General features: G+C 59.5%; 18 protein-coding genes. 11 read left to right on the top strand and 7 right to left on the bottom strand.

What is annotated here, in order from left to right:
- Nucleotides 1–80: 80 nt before the first annotated feature.
- The gene (locus ISN39_RS13265) at nucleotides 81–359 is read right to left on the bottom strand and encodes a GNAT family N-acetyltransferase (RefSeq protein WP_194727806.1); all 279 of its coding nucleotides are present in this window, start codon (nucleotides 357–359) and stop codon (nucleotides 81–83) included.
- A gap of 107 nt (nucleotides 360–466) precedes the next feature.
- On the opposite strand from ISN39_RS13265, the gene ISN39_RS13260 reads away from it, so the two are divergent.
- Entirely contained in the window at nucleotides 467–934 is a 468-nt protein-coding gene (locus tag ISN39_RS13260; protein ID WP_074070367.1) for a paraquat-inducible protein A, read from the top strand.
- A gap of 24 nt (nucleotides 935–958) precedes the next feature.
- On the opposite strand, the gene ISN39_RS13255 is transcribed toward ISN39_RS13260, so the two are convergent.
- Complete coding sequence (locus ISN39_RS13255; RefSeq protein ID WP_007533628.1) at nucleotides 959–1,234, bottom strand: DUF1153 domain-containing protein; 276 nt, start codon at nucleotides 1,232–1,234, stop codon at nucleotides 959–961.
- Nucleotides 1,235–1,626: 392 nt separating this feature from the next.
- On the opposite strand from ISN39_RS13255, the gene ISN39_RS13250 reads away from it, so the two are divergent.
- Nucleotides 1,627–2,373 carry a LuxR C-terminal-related transcriptional regulator gene (locus tag ISN39_RS13250; RefSeq protein WP_194727805.1) on the top strand — a complete coding sequence of 249 codons (747 nt, stop codon included), beginning with the start codon at nucleotides 1,627–1,629 and terminating at the stop codon, nucleotides 2,371–2,373.
- 531 nt (nucleotides 2,374–2,904) lie between these two features.
- On the opposite strand, the gene cysQ is transcribed toward ISN39_RS13250, so the two are convergent.
- Nucleotides 2,905–3,723, bottom strand: a complete 819-nt coding sequence (cysQ, locus tag ISN39_RS13245; RefSeq protein ID WP_194727804.1) for a 3'(2'),5'-bisphosphate nucleotidase CysQ — start codon at nucleotides 3,721–3,723, stop codon at nucleotides 2,905–2,907.
- A 298-nt stretch (nucleotides 3,724–4,021) separates the two neighbouring features.
- Here cysQ and ISN39_RS13240 point away from each other — a divergent pair, with 298 nt between their 5' ends.
- Complete coding sequence (locus ISN39_RS13240) at nucleotides 4,022–4,711, top strand: VOC family protein (RefSeq protein ID WP_194727803.1); 690 nt, start codon at nucleotides 4,022–4,024, stop codon at nucleotides 4,709–4,711.
- Nucleotides 4,712–4,859: 148 nt separating this feature from the next.
- On the opposite strand, the gene ISN39_RS13235 is transcribed toward ISN39_RS13240, so the two are convergent.
- Nucleotides 4,860–5,342, bottom strand: a complete 483-nt coding sequence (locus ISN39_RS13235) for an isoprenylcysteine carboxylmethyltransferase family protein (RefSeq protein WP_194727802.1) — start codon at nucleotides 5,340–5,342, stop codon at nucleotides 4,860–4,862.
- Nucleotides 5,343–5,671: 329 nt separating this feature from the next.
- Here ISN39_RS13235 and ISN39_RS13230 point away from each other — a divergent pair, with 329 nt between their 5' ends.
- The gene (locus ISN39_RS13230; protein ID WP_074069289.1) at nucleotides 5,672–6,064 is read left to right on the top strand and encodes a VOC family protein; all 393 of its coding nucleotides are present in this window, start codon (nucleotides 5,672–5,674) and stop codon (nucleotides 6,062–6,064) included.
- A gap of 21 nt (nucleotides 6,065–6,085) precedes the next feature.
- Here the strand turns inward: ISN39_RS13230 and ISN39_RS13225 are convergent, their stop codons facing one another.
- Complete coding sequence (locus ISN39_RS13225; RefSeq protein WP_194727801.1) at nucleotides 6,086–6,394, bottom strand: hypothetical protein; 309 nt, start codon at nucleotides 6,392–6,394, stop codon at nucleotides 6,086–6,088.
- A gap of 77 nt (nucleotides 6,395–6,471) precedes the next feature.
- On the opposite strand from ISN39_RS13225, the gene ISN39_RS13220 reads away from it, so the two are divergent.
- The 7 genes from ISN39_RS13220 to ISN39_RS13190 all read left to right on the top strand — a co-directional run bounded on the left by ISN39_RS13220 (nucleotide 6,472) and on the right by ISN39_RS13190 (nucleotide 13,100).
- Nucleotides 6,472–7,374, top strand: coding sequence for a branched-chain amino acid ABC transporter permease (locus ISN39_RS13220; RefSeq protein ID WP_039845683.1), 903 nt, complete (start codon nucleotides 6,472–6,474; stop codon nucleotides 7,372–7,374).
- A gap of 4 nt (nucleotides 7,375–7,378) precedes the next feature.
- Nucleotides 7,379–8,770, top strand: a complete 1,392-nt coding sequence (gene livM / locus ISN39_RS13215; RefSeq protein WP_194727800.1) for a high-affinity branched-chain amino acid ABC transporter permease LivM — start codon at nucleotides 7,379–7,381, stop codon at nucleotides 8,768–8,770.
- On the top strand, nucleotides 8,770–9,648 hold the full coding sequence (locus ISN39_RS13210; protein WP_022716960.1) for an ABC transporter ATP-binding protein: 879 nt from the start codon (nucleotides 8,770–8,772) through the stop codon (nucleotides 9,646–9,648). The genes livM and ISN39_RS13210 overlap by 1 nt, the downstream gene beginning before the upstream one ends.
- Nucleotides 9,648–10,376, top strand: a complete 729-nt coding sequence (locus tag ISN39_RS13205; RefSeq protein ID WP_022716961.1) for an ABC transporter ATP-binding protein — start codon at nucleotides 9,648–9,650, stop codon at nucleotides 10,374–10,376. The genes ISN39_RS13210 and ISN39_RS13205 overlap by 1 nt, the downstream gene beginning before the upstream one ends.
- A gap of 24 nt (nucleotides 10,377–10,400) precedes the next feature.
- On the top strand, nucleotides 10,401–10,754 hold the full coding sequence (locus ISN39_RS13200; RefSeq protein WP_074069285.1) for a DUF6867 family protein: 354 nt from the start codon (nucleotides 10,401–10,403) through the stop codon (nucleotides 10,752–10,754).
- A gap of 120 nt (nucleotides 10,755–10,874) precedes the next feature.
- On the top strand, nucleotides 10,875–11,996 hold the full coding sequence (locus tag ISN39_RS13195) for a branched-chain amino acid ABC transporter substrate-binding protein (protein ID WP_074069284.1): 1,122 nt from the start codon (nucleotides 10,875–10,877) through the stop codon (nucleotides 11,994–11,996).
- Nucleotides 11,997–12,131: 135 nt separating this feature from the next.
- On the top strand, nucleotides 12,132–13,100 hold the full coding sequence (locus ISN39_RS13190; protein ID WP_194727799.1) for a D-glycerate dehydrogenase: 969 nt from the start codon (nucleotides 12,132–12,134) through the stop codon (nucleotides 13,098–13,100).
- Between the two features lie 26 nt (nucleotides 13,101–13,126).
- On the opposite strand, the gene ISN39_RS13185 is transcribed toward ISN39_RS13190, so the two are convergent.
- Nucleotides 13,127–14,311 carry an acyltransferase gene (locus tag ISN39_RS13185; protein WP_194727798.1) on the bottom strand — a complete coding sequence of 395 codons (1,185 nt, stop codon included), beginning with the start codon at nucleotides 14,309–14,311 and terminating at the stop codon, nucleotides 13,127–13,129.
- A 140-nt stretch (nucleotides 14,312–14,451) separates the two neighbouring features.
- Nucleotides 14,452–14,838, bottom strand: a complete 387-nt coding sequence (locus tag ISN39_RS13180; RefSeq protein ID WP_246763202.1) for a GNAT family N-acetyltransferase — start codon at nucleotides 14,836–14,838, stop codon at nucleotides 14,452–14,454.
- Nucleotides 14,839–14,888: the final 50 nt, after the last annotated feature.

Raw genomic sequence — 14,888 nt, 5'->3', positions numbered from 1 at the left:
CGGCTGCGGCGTCCTGGGGATCGCCTGAAGAAGCCATGTATGACGGGCCGTAAGTCCGTCATACATGGCTTTTGGTGTTGTTAATTCACCACGTCGCGCCATTCCTCGTGGCGTTGTGATTGCGCCTTGAAGAACGGGCAGAGCGGAAAGATCTTCCAGCCGCCCTTTCTCGCCTCTTCGACGGCGTGAAGCGCAAGCGCCTGGCCGACGCCTTTGCCGCGCAGGGCATCCGGCACGCCGGTGTGATCGATGATGACGAGCTTCGGCGACGTGCGGGAATAGCTCATTTCGGCTTCGTGGCCGTCGACCTTGGCCACATACCGCCCGCCCGAGGCATTGTCTTCGTTCCGAATATCCATTGTATGTTCTCCGAAAACCGATGTTGTTCAGGCAGACCGTGACATGGCGGCCATGCCATGCCAAGCCGGTGCAGGTGACGACACAGTGTTCAACCAAGGGGTATTCGATGAGAAGACTGGTGGGAATCCGGCCGGTACTGCTTGCTGCAGCACCATTTTTCCTGGCGCTTGGGCTGGTACTGCCTCTGATCCGATTCGAGAAACTCTACTTCTTCGACGAAACGCCGTCGCTGGTGGAGATCGTTGCTGCGCTCTGGAGCGGAGGGGATATCCCGCTCGCGTTGATCGTCGCGATCGTGTCAATCGTATTGCCGATCCTGAAGATCATCGGCATTGCCGCCGAGGCGACGGCTGCCGGCGGCGGGACCGGCAGCTGGTTTTATCGTCACGCCGTGCCGTATCTGTCCAAGTGGTCGATGATGGACGTATTACTGGTGGCGATCGTGATTGCAGCGGCGAAGACCACGGGCCTGGCGGATGCTTTTACTCAACCGGGACTCTGGTGCTACGCAGCGTCAACAATAATTTCGGGCCTTCTTCACTCCCTTCAGGGAAATGCGTCCGGCCCGAAATAAATGTCTTTGCCTGAGGCAGATGGTTCAGTGACGGTATTGCTGGATACGCGTCGTGCGCAGGCCGGCAAGGCCGTGACTGTTGATCGACGACTGCCAGGACAGGAATTCTTCGACGGTGAGCGTGTAACGCTCGCAGGCTTCTTCCAAGCTCAACAGGCCACCGCGCACCGCGGCGACAACCTCAGCCTTGCGACGGATAACCCAGCGCCGGGTATTCGGCGGCGGAAGATCCGCAATCGTCAGCGGGCTGCCATCGGGGCCGATGACATATTTTACTCGGGGACGTATCATTTCGGTCATTGGACTCTCTACACAACTCAAGACCACGCGGGCACTCTAGCTTGTCACATTTAAAAATTGCCTAAGCGCACAGTAAGACTTTGATAACAACTTTAGCTGCCTCACAGCCCGCCGGGGCGGGCTGCCTGCCGTCGCGTCAATTTGTACCGGATGCATGGCTCCCATGCCGAATAGATATTACAGATATTTCGGGGACGGCCTTATAAGCGCAGCAACATCATGAATGAGCGCAAGACCTCGTCTCCGTTCTTCTCGCAGCATCAGTCAAAGATTGCCTCGGCATGCCTCACGTCCCTACGACGCGGGGCATCGTTGCAGTCTTGCTGTTGTCCGGCGCCGTAGCGCTTCCTCTGCGAGACCCGAACCGATGGCCCGCGGCTGAGGACAAGTCGATGACAAGACGTGAGCGCGCAGCCCGAAACCGCGCAGAGGATAACGCTTTTCCGCTCTCCACCGCCGTTCGCACCGGCGAGCTGAAAGCCGAACTGAAGAGCCGGCTGGAGGACATGACGAAAGCTGCAGGCTTCGACTATTACCTCCTCGTAGCCTTTCCGCGCGCCGACAGCACGACATTTCTCGAAAATCGCATTATCAGCAACTGGCCGCAGAACCTTACCAATCTCTACGACGAGGTCGATCTGTTCTATTGCAGCCGGCTGGTAGGCGCACTGAAGCGAACGATCATGCCGGTTTTCTGCGATGCCAGCCCATTCGCCGGCGGTGCCGCCAATCAGGAGAATCGCCGGCTGAATGCGCTGTTCCAGATGCATGGGCTGCAGAAGACGTTCGGCTTTTCGCTGCACGACGCTGACCTGAAGCAATACATATTCGCCTTCTCAGGTCGCCGTTCTGCGCTTTCGCGCGAAGAGGAGATGGACCTTCTTTATGCCGCGATGGAAGCGCTCGACCGTTTCAGCAGCGAGAACCGCACAGACGAGGGGCCTTCGGAAAATCTCACCCGCCGCGAGATCGAATGCTTGCGCTGGTCGGCGGCGGGCAAGAGCAGCGACGAGATCGCAATCATTCTCGACCTCTCGCCGCATACGGTGGTCGGCTATCTCAAGGGCGCGATGCGCAAGCTCGATTCGGTAAACCGTATGCAAGCCGTCGCCCGCGCCTTCCGCTACAGGCTACTGTAAGCCCTTCAGAGCGGAATGGCGCTGACCTCGGCCTTCCCGGCGCCGAACTCGTATTGGGCCGCGCCGGTACGAATGATCGAGAGCCAGTCGCCGCTCGCAAGCTGCGCGAGGCCGAATGCCGGTGCTCGCTGATAGAATCAGCAGACCGAGACCCTTTGCGGGGAATGGCTGCCCGTTGTCCTGAACCTGACGGGACCGCAGCGCCGAGCGTCGATCCCGTTGCTCCGCGTGCATGGTGTTGAAATCCGTCTTGCCGTTGTTTGCCGAGGTCGATGTGGAGGTTGAAAGCAAGACGCGGACGATGGGACGTGCCGGCGTTTTCACAATGCCGCGGCCGCAATGGCGAGCTCCGTCTGCCAGCTTGCGCCATCGGCGCTCACTTTGACGGCAAATTCGTCGTTGCCGGCTCCTCGCCGGTCCAGAGATCGCCGGTTCCGGAGGCAATTAGATACCCATCCCTTCGGACGGCGTTTCGGGCGGGAGGGCCGCCTTGCCGTCACGGTCAGCTGCACGCCATTCCTTTTTTGATTTTTAAGGGTTTTCGCCCGAAGCCATGCGCATCTGCACAGCCATTTCCTTGCCGCCCCAGGAGATGAAGTCGGGATTGGCGAAGTCGAAATCCGCCTTGCCGCCGGTTTTGCCGTAGGTCAGCGGCAATCCGTCCATGGTAACGGTCGTGCCGCCCGCAGCGCGCAGGATCGCGTCGCCCGCCGCCGTGTCCCATTCCATCGTCCGGCCGAAGCGCGGATAGACGTCTGCCTTTCCCTCGGCAAGCAGGCAGAATTTCAGCGAAGAGCCGATATTGGTGCATTCGGAGATCGCCTGCTCGATGAGAAAGCTGTCGGTCGCGGGACTTTTGTGGCTGCGGCTGGCAAGAGCGAGGCGCTTGGCAGGTGGTGCGCGGACCGTGATTGCAATGCGTTCCGTCACCGTAAAATCGGCGCCGACGAGGAGTTTTTCCGCGTGTCCTGCCTTGCCTGCAAAAGCAATACCGAGTGCCGGTGCATAGACGATGCCCGCAAGCGGCACGCCATGCTCCACATAGGCAATGTTGACCGTGAATTCGCGCCGCCTGTCGACGAATTCGCGCGTGCCGTCGAGCGGGTCGACAAGGAAGAAAGCCTTTCCCTCGATATCCGGCACGTGACCGGCCGCCACCGATTCTTCGGCAATCACCGGAATATCCGGATAGCTGCGTGCAAGATGGGCCAGGATGATCCGCTCCGCTTCTTCATCCGCGCGGGTCACGGGACTTGAATCTGCTTTCGTCGCGACAGCGCACCCTTCGTCGAAGATCGCGATGATCGTTCTACCCGCCTCAAGCGCCGCCTTTTCGAATATCGCTAACATGTTCCCCTCAACGGATGTCAGCATCCGGAAGCAGTATAAAGACATATATGGTGATCGAGTCACCTTTTTGCGCGGGGCATAGCCGTCATTCGAGAAGATAGATTGCTGGCGACCGCGATGGCAACAGGCCATATGAGGGGCAAATGGTTCCTCATCACAATCGGAAGTCTCCACAACGAAGGTTAGCGCAGGGTCCATTAGCACCACATCATAATTGATTCGACTGCACGCCTCCGCTGTGATCCACTCGCTTGGCATGTGCCGCCGCCCTGAAGGCTGCCAATTTAAGGAGCTCCACATGAGCAACAGCCAGGAGCACAGCAAACCTGTTGTCGAGACCCCGAGAACGCAGACGATCGATATGAAGCTCGAGATCGTCGTTATTCCTGTTTCGGACGTGGATCGCGCGAAGGGCTTTTACAGCGATCTGGGTTGGAGGCTCGACGCCGACTTCGCCGCCGATGAGGGCTTTCGCGTAATCCAGTTTACGCCGCCTGGCTCCGGGTGCTCGGTTATCTTCGGCCAGAACGTCACTGCAGCAGCACCCGGCTCCGCGCGGGGCTTGTACCTGATCGTCTCCGACATTAAGGCCGCCCGACGCGAGTTGCTCGGGCGTGGGGTCGAGGTCAGCGAGGTGTTCCACGACGCCAGCGGCGTGTACGCTGGCACCGACGAACCCTACCTGTTTGGGCAGCTCCGGATCCCTGGTCCGGATCCCGAGCATCGCAGCTACCGCTCGTTCGCCTCATTCAGCGATCCAGATGGTAACGGCTGGTTGCTCCAGGAGATTACCGCCCGATTGCCCGGACGCGTGGACGCCGACGACACGACATTCACCTCGTCCACAGAGCTTGCGGCCGCCCTCCGGCGTGCGGCTGCCGCGCATGGCGAGCACGAGAAGCTGACAGGCGAGTACGATGAGGGCTGGCCGGACTGGTACGCCGAGTACATCGTCAGCGAGCAGGCCGGCAAGCAGCTGCCATCGTAAGGGCGGTACCCGACGGCAGCCACGACGGTCGCTGCAAAGGCACATCTGTTTTGCGCCACCGAGACCGGATCTTGCCAATGATGCCGCGGATGTCGCGTCTCGACCCGTTCCGCGGTGGGTTCCAGCAGGTTGATCCCTCTTCGTCCCGCTACAGCCACCGCCGGACGCGGGCTTTGTAGGCGAGATAGACGTCGCCGAACTTCCGCTCGAGATAGGCCTCCTCGCGGGCGACCACGCCGTAGCGGATGACGAGATAGAACGGCACCAGCAGGACGATGAGCCACAGACTGTCGATGGCGATGGCCAAGCCGATGAGGCCGAGGAACATGCCGATATAGATCGGGTTGCGCGTGAAGCGGTAGGGTCCCTCGTCGACGATCGTCGCCGTTGGCTGGGTGGTCTGGATCTGCGTCCCCGCACGGCGGAAGGTCCCCGCCGCCCAGATCAGCAGCGCCAGGCCGGCGAGGAACACGATGACGCCGAGCGCGCCGGCCGGCATGGCCGCCGGCAGGAAGGGCAGCCGATAGAGCCAGTCGAGCGCGAGCCCGGCAATTACAGCGAGCGCCCAGGCGATCGGCGGCCGTACCGCCGCGCCCGAACTGTCACGCCAATTCCCGCTCACCTCGTTCATGCCGCCCGCCCGATCTGCTCCTCGCCTACCAAGGCCCTTCCACCGGTGGGAGTTTACGTTGCTTCGAAAGAGATTTGAAGTCAGAGGGGCGTGGACAGCCAAGGATCGACTTCGGCCGACGCTTCTCGCTATGCAAATGTCAGCTCCAGAGAAGCGACGGATTTTAACTTAAGGTGCACGTTTTCCGATGAAGCGGCCGACTTTTGTGATCGTGCAACATTCGCCCGCCTCAGCTCAAGGTGTGACTGCCCGGAACAAAGAGACGGGCGGGCGTGTTAACCGCCCAAACCCACCGCGTTGAAGCTCCGCCTCATTTCCGTGAGACCAAGATGGCCATCCACTTCAATCATACCATCCTGTCGGCTCGAGACAGTAAGGCCTCGGCAGATTTCCTGGCCGATATGCTGGGCCTGTCGCCGCCGCGGCGGTGGGGGCCGTTCCACATGGTCACGACCGACAACGATGCCAATCTCGACTATATGGATACGAAAGGTGAGATCATACGCCAACACTACGCCTTCCTGGTCGGCGACGCTGAATTCAACGCGATATTCAATCGAATTTGTGAGCGGAACCTGCGTTACTGGGCCGATCCCGGCCAGAGAAAGCCAGGCGAAACCAATGACCACGACGGTGGACGTGGTCTCTATTTCGAAGATCCGAACGGTCACCTGCTCGAAATCATCACGCGTCCTTATGGCAGCGGCGGCTGGAATCCGTGAGAGTTGGGACTGGCGCATTTGCTAATTGCAACGCCCGGCAGGACGTTCGTTTGAAACGTTTTTCGCGTCCAGCCCTCGAATTTCGTAGGAATTTGCCAAAAGCTCCGGTTTTATGGAATAAGTGCCATGCTTAAAGCTGCCCGCCTTGCCCGCCTCACAGCCGATTTGGTTAATCCACAGCGGGTTTCTGGCTAAAATTTCCTCAGGGAATGCCTCTTTAATGTGGATTTTGGGCCGAAACGCGCCATTTACGTCCGTTTCGCCAAGAATCTGACCCAGTAAAGCCTTTTTGTCTTCACATTTTCGCGGAAAACGGTATGGATGCCGCATATGAGGTTCCGATAAAAGGGAACTACAGACCAAAAAGAGATGCAGTCATGTTGGCTCGCATCCAGGGGAAATGACATATGGAGTATTTCGTCCAGCAGCTCTTCAATGGGCTGACGCTCGGATCCATCTATGGCCTTGTCGCTATTGGCTACACGATGGTTTATGGCATTATCGGCATGATCAATTTCGCCCATGGCGATATCTTCATGCTCGGTGGTTTCGCCGCTCTTATCGTCTTTCTCGTTCTCACATCCATCTTTGCAGGCGTTCCGGTGGCAGTTCTGCTGCTGCTGATGCTTATCGTTGCGATGCTGATGACGAGTTTGTGGAATTGGACGATCGAGCGTGTTGCATACCGGCCGCTGCGCGGTTCCTTCCGCCTGGCGCCGCTGATCACCGCGATCGGCATGTCGATCACGCTGTCCAACTTCATCCAGGTGACGCAGGGCCCGCGCAACAAGCCGATTCCGCCGCTCGTCGGTTCGGTTTACAATATCGGCGGTATTTCGATCTCGCTGAAGCAGATCATCATCATCGTCATCACCGTGGTGCTGCTGGCCGCCTTCTGGTACATCGTCAACCGCACGGCGCTCGGACGCGCCCAGCGCGCGACGGAGCAGGACCGCAAGATGGCCGCTCTTCTCGGCGTCAACGTCGATCAGACGATCTCCATCACCTTCATCATGGGCGCGGCGCTCGCCGCAGTCGCCGGCACGATGTACCTGATGTATTATGGCGTCGCCTCGTTCAACGACGGCTTCACGCCGGGCGTCAAGGCGTTTACCGCAGCCGTTCTCGGCGGCATCGGCTCGTTGCCGGGTGCCGTTCTCGGCGGCCTGATGATCGGCCTCATCGAATCGCTCTGGTCCGCCTATTTCACGATCGCCTACAAGGATGTCGCGACTTTTGCGATCCTCGCTTTCGTCCTGATCTTCAAGCCGACCGGCATTCTCGGACGGCCGGAAGTCGAGAAGGTATAACATCATGGCAAACATCGAAAATCCTGCTGGCAAGCCCGCACCCGGGCTTGTCCAGAAAGGCCTTACGGAAGCCTTATTCGCGGCCCTCCTTTCTCTGGGTCTGTTCGTTCTCTATGTCGGCCTCAAGACCGACCAGAACATCAACAACGAGCTCATCATTGTTCAGCGCTGGGGCCTGCTCGCGATCTTCGTGGCGATCGCTGCGATCAGCCGCTTCGTCATCGTCGTTTTCGTCAAGCCGAACATCGACAAGCGCAAGCTTGCCAAGGCGAAGCAAGGCGAGCTCGACATCTCGACCGAGAAGGGTTTTCTCCGCCAGCATTTCCTGAAAATCGCGCTGGTCGCGCTTCTGCTCTATCCGGTGGCCATCTACGCGGCTTTCGGCGCGCAGGGCTCGCTGAAATGGGTCGACAACTTCGGCATCCAGATTCTCATCTATGTGATGCTCGCATGGGGCCTTAACATCGTCGTCGGCCTTGCCGGTCTGCTCGACCTCGGTTACGTCGCCTTCTACGCGGTCGGTGCCTATTCCTATGCGCTGCTCTCAAGCTATTTCGGCCTGTCCTTCTGGCTTCTGCTGCCGATGTCGGGCATCCTGGCGGCGCTTTGGGGTGTCATCCTCGGCTTCCCCGTCCTGCGTTTGCGCGGCGACTATCTCGCCATCGTGACGCTCGCCTTCGGTGAAATCATCCGTCTCGTGCTCATCAACTGGACGGCTGTGACCAAGGGCACCTTCGGCATCTCGGGCATCCCGAAGGCGACGCTGTTCGGCATTCCCTTCGATGCGACGTCGGGCGGCTTTGCCAAGCTCATGGGCCTTCCGATGTCGTCGGCCTATTACAAGATCTTCCTCTTCTATCTGATCCTGGGCCTTTGCATGCTGACGGCCTACGTCACGATCCGGCTTCGCCGCATGCCGATCGGCCGCGCCTGGGAAGCGCTGCGCGAAGACGAGATCGCCTGCCGTTCGCTCGGCATCAATACGGTCACGACCAAGCTCACAGCCTTTGCGACGGGTGCGATGTTCGGCGGCATTGCCGGCTCGTTCTTCGCAGTGCGCCAGGGCTTCGTCTCTCCGGAATCCTTCGTGTTCCTGGAATCGGCCGTCATCCTGGCCATCGTCGTCCTCGGCGGCATGGGCTCGCTGACCGGTATTGCGATTGCTGCGCTCGTCATGGTCGGCGGGACGGAATTGCTGCGCGAGATGGACTTCCTGAAAGCCGTCTTCGGTCCGGATTTCACGCCGGAACTCTACCGCATGCTTCTCTTCGGCCTCGCCATGGTCGTCGTCATGCTGTTCAAGCCGCGCGGCTTCGTCGGCTCGCGTGAACCGACCGCCTTCCTCAAGGAGCGCAGGGCAGTTTCCGGAAGCTTTATCAAGGAGGGGCACGGCTGATGAGCCCCGCAGAAATGACGACAATGTCCAGCGATACTCTGCTCAAGGTCGAGCATCTGTCGATGAAGTTCGGTGGCCTCATGGCCATCAACGACCTGTCCTTCGAAGCCAAGCGCGGTGACATTACCGCGCTGATCGGCCCGAACGGCGCCGGCAAGACGACCGTCTTCAACTGCATCACCGGCTTCTACAAGCCGACGATGGGAATGATCACACTGAACCAGCAGAGCGGAAAGCAGTACCTGCTCGAGCGCCTGCCGGATTTCCGCATCACCAAGGAAGCCCGTGTCGCGCGTACCTTCCAGAACATCCGCCTGTTCTCGGGCCTCACCGTTCTGGAGAACCTGCTCGTTGCCCAACACAACAAGCTGATGAAGGCATCGGGCTACACGATCCTCGGCCTTCTCAACATCGGTCCCTACAGGAAAGAGGCTGCAGCATCCATCGAGCTCGCACGCTTCTGGCTGGAAAAGGCCGATCTGATCAGCCGCGCCGACGATCCTGCAGGCGATCTGCCCTATGGCGCGCAGCGGCGTCTCGAAATCGCCCGGGCCATGTGCACCGAGCCGGAATTGCTCTGCCTGGACGAGCCCGCCGCCGGCCTCAATCCGCGTGAATCGGCGGCTCTCAACGCATTGCTGCAGGGAATTCGCGCCGATACCGGTACGTCGATCCTGCTTATCGAACACGATATGTCGGTGGTCATGGAAATCTCCGACCATGTCGTGGTGCTGGAATACGGGCAGAAGATTTCCGACGGCACGCCGGAGCATGTGAAGAACGACCCGAAGGTCATCGCGGCCTATCTCGGTGTCGAGGACAAGGAAGTGGAAGAGGTCATCGCAACCGTCGAGAGCCTCGAAGGGGGCGCAAACTGATGGCCGGCGAACAGCTTCTCAAGGTTCAGGGCGTCGAAACCTATTACGGCAATATCCGTGCGCTCGCGGGCATCGATGTCGACGTCAACAAGGGTGAGATCGTCAGCCTCATCGGCGCCAACGGCGCCGGCAAGTCGACGCTGATGATGACGATCTGCGGCAGCCCGCAGGCGCGCACCGGCGCGGTGATCTTCGAAGGGCGCGACATCACCCGCATGCCGACGCACGACATCGCGCGGCTTCGCATTGCGCAGTCGCCGGAAGGCCGCCGCATCTTCCCGCGGATGACCGTCACGGAAAACCTGCAGATGGGTGCGGGCCTCGACAACCTCAAACATTTCAACGAGGACGTCGAGAAGATCTTCACGCTGTTCCCGCGCCTCAAGGAACGCCACGCGCAGCGCGGCGGCACGCTTTCCGGCGGCGAGCAGCAGATGCTGTCAATCGGCCGTGCGCTGATGGCGCGACCGAAGCTCCTGCTTCTCGACGAGCCGTCGCTCGGTCTCGCGCCGCTGATCGTCAAGGGTATTTTCGAGGCGATCAAGAAGCTCAACGAGCAGGAAGGCCTCACCGTTTTCCTCGTCGAGCAGAATGCATTTGCTGCCCTGAAGCTCTCGCACCGCGCTTACGTGATGGTGAACGGCAAGGTAACGATGAGCGGGTCCGGCAAGGAACTGCTCGCCAATCCGGAAGTCCGTGCCGCCTATCTCGAAGGTGGAAGACATTGAGCCGGGCAGAAGGGAGAGTTTGACATGCAGGGACTTTTCTTCGAACCGGATACGGGCGTGCGGATGGTCATCCGCGGGCTGGTCGTGCTGATCGGGTTCTGGACGGCATGGCGCGCCGGCAGGGCTGCAGCTGAAAGCTGGAGCAACTATCCGCTGGTCGTCGTCTACACCTTCCTGCTCGCCTGGGTGATGCAGTTCCTGCATCATGCGCTCTTCAACGGGCCGATGCTCAGCGCCTTCTTTTACGTCATCGATTTCGTGCTGCTGCTCGTCTTCTCGACGGCGGGTTTCCGTTATCGCCGCACCAATCAGATGGTCAACAACTATTACTGGCTGTACGAAAAAACTTCCGCGTTCTCGTGGAAGGACAAACATTGACAGTCCGTTGAAACTAGGCATGAATTGCCTTCAGAGTGGAACAGCTTTCCTGGCGCAGTCAATGGTGGGTAATGCGCCGGGTCTTGGACCGGAACCCGCCCAAAAATTGGGAGTAAAAATATGAAGAAATCTCTTCTGTCGGCAGTGGCACTGACGGCGATGGTCGCCTTCAGCGGCAACGCCTGGGCCGACATTCTCATTGGCGTCGGCGGTCCTCTGACTGGCCCGAACGCTGCGTTCGGCGCTCAGCTTCAGAAGGGTGCCGAGCAGGCAGCCGCTGATATCAACGCCGCAGGCGGCATCAACGGCGAGCAGATCAAGCTCGAACTCGGTGACGACGTCTCCGACCCGAAGCAGGGCATCTCGGTCGCCAACAAGTTCGTCGCTGACGGCGTGAAGTTCGTGATCGGCCACTTCAACTCGGGCGTTTCGATCCCGGCGTCTGAAGTCTATGCTGAAAACGGCATCCTCGAAATCACCCCGGCTGCAACGAACCCAGTGTTCACCGAGCGCGGCCTGTGGAACACATTCCGTACCTGCGGCCGTGACGACCAGCAGGGCGCGATTGCCGGTAAATACCTTGCCGATCATTTCAAGGACGCCAAGATCGCTGTCGTTCACGACAAGACGCCTTACGGTCAGGGTCTTGCCGACGAGACCAAGAAGTCTCTGAACGCTGCTGGCGTCACCGAAGCCATGTATGAAGGCATCAATGTCGGCGACAAGGACTTCTCCGCCCTCATCGCAAAGATGAAGGAAGCCGGCGTCTCGATCATCTATTGGGGTGGTCTGCACACCGAAGCCGGTCTCATCATCCGTCAGGCTGCCGACCAGGGCCTGAAGGCAACGCTCGTTTCGGGCGACGGTATCGTCTCGAACGAACTTGCTTCCATCGCTGGCGACGCAGTTGCCGGTACGCTGAACACCTTCGGCCCGGATCCGACGCTCAACCCGGCCAACAAGGAACTCGTTGAGAAGTTCAAGGCTGCCGGCTTCAACCCGGAAGCTTACACTCTCTACGCCTACGCGGCCATGCAGGCGATCACCGGTGCTGCCAAGGCGGCCGGTTCGACCGATGCGGAAGCTGTCGCAACCGCGATGAAGGAAAAGGGTCCGTTCCCGACCGTTCTCGGCGACATCTCCTTCGACGAAAAGGGTGACCCGAAGATTCCGGGCTACATCATGTACGAATGGAAGAAGGGTCCGGACGGCAAGTACAGCTACTTCCCGCAGACTATGTAAGCTTCGCTTGCACGGTCCAGTACCGTTTACGGAAGCCCGGTCTCGACCGGGCTTCTTTCTTTTTGAACAGGCGTTTCAATTCTTGCGGTCATCCTCTAGTTCTTTGAGGCGTAGAATTTTGAGACGGAAGCACCAATGTCCCCACCGCGCATTCTCGTCACCCGCCGCTGGCCCGCCGCGGCAGAAGCCGCCCTTGCCGAACGTTTCGACGTAACCTTCAACGAGAAGGATATTCCGCTTGGTCTCGATCAAATGCGGCAGGCGATGGCAGCCTATGATGCGGTCCTTCCCACCGTTTCCGACAAGCTGCCTGCCAGCGTTTTCGAAGGTGATATCCGCACGAAAATTCTCGGCAATTTCGGCGTCGGCTACAATCACATCGATATCGCCGCCGCCAAGGCGAAAGGCATCTTGGTCACCAATACGCCCGGCGTGCTCACCGACTGCACCGCAGACATCGCCATGCTGCTCCTGCTCGCCGTTGCCCGCCGGGGCGGGGAGGGCGAGCGCCAGCTTCGCGGCGGCGCGTGGAAGGGCTGGTGCCCGACGCACATGATCGGCACAAAGGTGGCCGGCAAGACGGTCGGGATCATCGGATTCGGCCGCATCGGCAGGGCCTTTGCGAAGCGCTGCCATTCCGGCTTCGGGATGGACGTCGTCTTCTACAATCGCTCGACGATCGATGCCGCGGAGGCTGCGTGCTACGGGGCTCGCCAGCTGGCGACGATGGAGGAGGTGCTGGCCGCTTCCGATTTCGTTTCGCTCCATTGCCCCGGCGGTGCGGAGAACCGGCATCTGATGAATGCAGCGCGCTTTGCGGCGATGAAGCCGAGCGCGTTTCTGATCAATACGGCGCGCGGCGACGTGGTCGACGAGGCGGCATTGATCAGCGCCCTTCAGAGCGGCAGCATCCGCGGCGTGGGGCTCGACGTCTACGAAGCGGAGCCGCAGGTGCCGGAAAAGCTGAAGTCGATGGAGAATGTCGTCCTGCTGCCGCATCTCGGCAGCGCGACGGAGGAGACCCGAACGGCAATGGGCATGAAGGTGGTGGAAAACATCACCGGCTTTTTCGACGGGCGTGAGCCGCCCGATCGCGTCGTTTGATTTCGTTCCTTTTGGCGCAGGATAACCTATCGCGAGAGCTGACGATCGGGCTCGCTTGTTGCAATCTTCCTGCCATGACCGCTCAAGCCGAACAGGACACGTGCCGGGCCAGGCACGAAGTCGACACAGACGGCGAACAGCACCGAAAGCAGGATAGTGGCGGCCGTGACGATCGAATAGCTCACGGCGACCGTCATATCGAGCGGTAGGACATAGTACAGCGCGGCTACCGTTACGGTTTGATGCACGATGTACAGCGGGAATACCAGCCGGTTCATCGCAGACAGCTTATCGCTGGGCTGATTGAAGTGACGAGCCGCAAATCCGACGAGCGTCAGGATCATGCTCCAGGCCAGCAAGAAGATCCCTGCCTTGAATAGCGGCGTATTTTGCGCGTAGCTGCCGATCGCCTGGTCCTCCGGCACCGTCCAGGCGTAGCGATAGAGCAGCCCGCTTGTCACCAGGGCGATCGCAGCACTGACGAAGCGCCGGCCGATGATCGTTTCGATTAGCGCGCTGTGATGGCGGGCCATGAGAAAGCCCAGTCCGAACCAGCTTGCCCAAACGGCAAACCACGCGCCGTCATTGTAGAGGGCATTCGTTTGCTTCGGAAAGAAAGGCGAAAGCGCCAGGTTGAGTGCGAGCGGCAGCAGGAAAAAGAGGTAGATGAAGCCGGTTTTCGAAGTGCGTTCGAACCAGGCTGCGATCTTGTTTCCGGGCTGTACCAGGTATCCGAAGATGGGATAGCAGATCACTGACATGACCAGCAGATAGGCGACGAACCACATATGCGCCCACGTGAAGTTGCCCTTGGGGTAGCGACCTTCGGTGAAGTAGCGGGTCGTCCAGAATTCGAGAAGTGAACCCTGATAGCCGTTCTCGTACATTCGTTCGTACCACACCTGCGGCACAACGATCACTGCCATGGCAAAGAGGAGGGGTATCAGCAGACGAAACGTGCGCTTGCGCAGGAAGGACAGGCTGCCTGCCGAGCCGAAGGTAAAGGCCGCTCCCATGCCCGAGACGAAAAATAATAGCGCAAGGCGCCAAGCGCGCGGGAAGTCCATGACCAAAGAAAGCGTGGCGCTTGTCTTGTCGCTGTGGATCAGCCAGTTGATGTCGGGCAGGAAGGACGCCGACGAATGGTAGACGAGCAGAATGGCGAAGGCGAAGATCCTCAACCGATCCACATAGTAAAGCCTGCTTTTCATGCCCGCCGCCTGCCGCTCAATCGCCTATGGTGCCTTTTGCATACGCGCAAAGGATTTAAGGATCGCTGCCTAAGCTTGGTAAAAAATATTTCTCCTACCGGAAGGCGCAGATCCCCATCCACTGATGAAATGCGTGCCAATCAGGCACTGCCGGCCGGCAGGTTCAGTTCGAAAAGCAGTTCGTTGTCCTTCTCGCCAATCAGTTCCCAGCCAGCTTGACGATAGAGCTTCTCGGCTCTTGTTCCCGGGTCTGTTGTCAGCCAGATGCGATCATGGCCTGCATCCTTCAGGACCGAACAGGCGCTGGCAAGAAGGGCCGTTCCGATACCGCGCTTTGCGTAAGCATCATCGACAAACAGCGCCCAGATGTTGCCGTTCCGCGGGTCGCCGGCGGAAAAACCTTGGACCTCGCCATCCTGTTCCCAGACGAATATTCCCGGGTTTGCAATAAACCAGCGCAGATCGTCGAGTGTAATCTTGCCGGGATCGGATAGCCTGTTTTCACGAACGCCGTTTCGGATTTCCACGATGCGTGCGATATCCCGTTCTTTCGCCTTCCGGATCAATATCTCCAGCC

The organism is Rhizobium sp. 007, assembly GCF_015353075.1.
GTDB lineage: Bacteria > Pseudomonadota > Alphaproteobacteria > Rhizobiales > Rhizobiaceae > Rhizobium.
Note: the sequence above shows the minus strand (reverse complement) of the source record. Positions and strands in the feature narration are given on the sequence as shown.